Source organism: Pseudomonas sp. BJa5 (assembly GCF_030272875.2).
Lineage (GTDB): Bacteria > Pseudomonadota > Gammaproteobacteria > Pseudomonadales > Pseudomonadaceae > Aquipseudomonas.
Map to the genome: position 1 here is coordinate 1 of NZ_JALRNG020000078.1, position 2712 is coordinate 2712.

The 2712-nt window shown below is 50.9% G+C and carries 2 tRNA genes and 2 rRNA genes; all 4 read right to left on the minus strand.

What is annotated here, in order from left to right:
- Positions 1 to 537: ribosomal RNA gene (locus M2D63_RS25460) — 23S ribosomal RNA — on the minus strand; the annotation flags it as partial.
- A 239-nt stretch (positions 538 to 776) separates the two neighbouring features.
- Positions 777 to 852: transfer RNA gene (locus M2D63_RS25465), tRNA-Ala, on the minus strand.
- Between the two features lie 6 nt (positions 853 to 858).
- Positions 859 to 935, minus strand: a tRNA-Ile gene (locus M2D63_RS25470).
- Between the two features lie 77 nt (positions 936 to 1012).
- Positions 1013 to 2549 (minus strand): 16S ribosomal RNA (locus tag M2D63_RS25475).
- Between the last annotated feature and the right edge of the window lie 163 nt (positions 2550 to 2712).

A 2712-nucleotide genomic window follows, 5' to 3' on the forward strand; every position in this document is an offset into this window, starting at 1 on the left:
AAGTAGGCTCCCACTGCTTGTACGCATACGGTTTCAGGTTCTATTTCACTCCCCTCTCCGGGGTTCTTTTCGCCTTTCCCTCACGGTACTGGTTCACTATCGGTCAGTCAGTAGTATTTAGCCTTGGAGGATGGTCCCCCCATATTCAGACAAAGTTTCTCGTGCTCCGTCCTACTCGATTTCATGACTAAGAGATTTTCGCGTACAGGGCTATCACCCACTATGGCCGCACTTTCCAGAGCGTTCCGCTAATCTCAAAGCCACTTAAGGGCTAGTCCCCGTTCGCTCGCCACTACTAAGGGAATCTCGGTTGATTTCTTTTCCTCAGGGTACTTAGATGTTTCAGTTCCCCTGGTTCGCCTCTTGTACCTATGTATTCAGTACAAGATACTCAGCTTATGCTGAGTGGGTTCCCCCATTCAGAGATCTCCGGATCAAAGTCTGTTTGCCGACTCCCCGAAGCTTATCGCAGGCTACCACGTCTTTCATCGCCTCTGACTGCCAAGGCATCCACCGTATGCGCTTCTTCACTTGACCATATAACCCCAAGCAATCTGGTTATACTGTGAAGACGACATTCGCCGAAAATTCGCAATACTCTTAAAGTCTTAAGAGACACTCACAAATTTTACCTTAGCCTGATCCACCAGCAGTGAAACTGGTGTTCAGTCTATATCTATCACATATCCAAATTTTTAAAGAACGATCTGACAAAAGCCAGAAATCAACATTCGACGCGAATGCTCATTTCTGAGTTTGATCAAGGTACTGCAGAGTGGTGGAGCCAAGCGGGATCGAACCGCTGACCTCCTGCGTGCAAGGCAGGCGCTCTCCCAGCTGAGCTATGGCCCCGCATATTGGTAGGTCTGGGCAGATTTGAACTGCCGACCTCACCCTTATCAGGGGTGCGCTCTAACCAACTGAGCTACAGACCTATATAGGGTCTTGATCGTCTTCTTCAATGAATCAAGCAATTCGTGTGGGAGCTTATGAAGCAGCTGATGTCGTCGATTAAGGAGGTGATCCAGCCGCAGGTTCCCCTACGGCTACCTTGTTACGACTTCACCCCAGTCATGAATCACACCGTGGTAACCGTCCTCCCGAAGGTTAGACTAGCTACTTCTGGTGCAACCCACTCCCATGGTGTGACGGGCGGTGTGTACAAGGCCCGGGAACGTATTCACCGCGACATTCTGATTCGCGATTACTAGCGATTCCGACTTCACGCAGTCGAGTTGCAGACTGCGATCCGGACTACGATCGGTTTTGTGAGATTAGCTCCACCTCGCGGCTTGGCAACCCTCTGTACCGACCATTGTAGCACGTGTGTAGCCCAGGCCGTAAGGGCCATGATGACTTGACGTCATCCCCACCTTCCTCCGGTTTGTCACCGGCAGTCTCCTTAGAGTGCCCACCATAACGTGCTGGTAACTAAGGACAAGGGTTGCGCTCGTTACGGGACTTAACCCAACATCTCACGACACGAGCTGACGACAGCCATGCAGCACCTGTGTCAGAGTTCCCGAAGGCACCAATCCATCTCTGGAAAGTTCTCTGCATGTCAAGGCCTGGTAAGGTTCTTCGCGTTGCTTCGAATTAAACCACATGCTCCACCGCTTGTGCGGGCCCCCGTCAATTCATTTGAGTTTTAACCTTGCGGCCGTACTCCCCAGGCGGTCAACTTAATGCGTTAGCTGCGCCACTAAAATCTCAAGGATTCCAACGGCTAGTTGACATCGTTTACGGCGTGGACTACCAGGGTATCTAATCCTGTTTGCTCCCCACGCTTTCGCACCTCAGTGTCAGTATGAGCCCAGGTGGTCGCCTTCGCCACTGGTGTTCCTTCCTATATCTACGCATTTCACCGCTACACAGGAAATTCCACCACCCTCTGCCCTACTCTAGCTCGCCAGTTTTGGATGCAGTTCCCAGGTTGAGCCCGGGGATTTCACATCCAACTTAACGAACCACCTACGCGCGCTTTACGCCCAGTAATTCCGATTAACGCTTGCACCCTCTGTATTACCGCGGCTGCTGGCACAGAGTTAGCCGGTGCTTATTCTGTTGGTAACGTCAAAACAGCAAGGTATTAACTTACTGCCCTTCCTCCCAACTTAAAGTGCTTTACAATCCGAAGACCTTCTTCACACACGCGGCATGGCTGGATCAGGCTTTCGCCCATTGTCCAATATTCCCCACTGCTGCCTCCCGTAGGAGTCTGGACCGTGTCTCAGTTCCAGTGTGACTGATCATCCTCTCAGACCAGTTACGGATCGTCGCCTTGGTGAGCCATTACCTCACCAACTAGCTAATCCGACCTAGGCTCATCTGATAGCGCAAGGCCCGAAGGTCCCCTGCTTTCTCCCGTAGGACGTATGCGGTATTAGCGTTCCTTTCGAAACGTTGTCCCCCACTACCAGGCAGATTCCTAGGCATTACTCACCCGTCCGCCGCTGAATCGAAGAGCAAGCTCTTCTCATCCGCTCGACTTGCATGTGTTAGGCCTGCCGCCAGCGTTCAATCTGAGCCATGATCAAACTCTTCAGTTCAATACTGCTTGGGTTTTTAAGAAACCCTAAACTTGGCTCAGCAATCTCAAAATGAACTATATGATTGCTCATGTAGTCACTTGTGATGCTGATAATCTTTGTGACTATCAGTCTGATTTCACAAGCACCCACACGAATTGCTTGATTCGATTGTTAAAGAGCG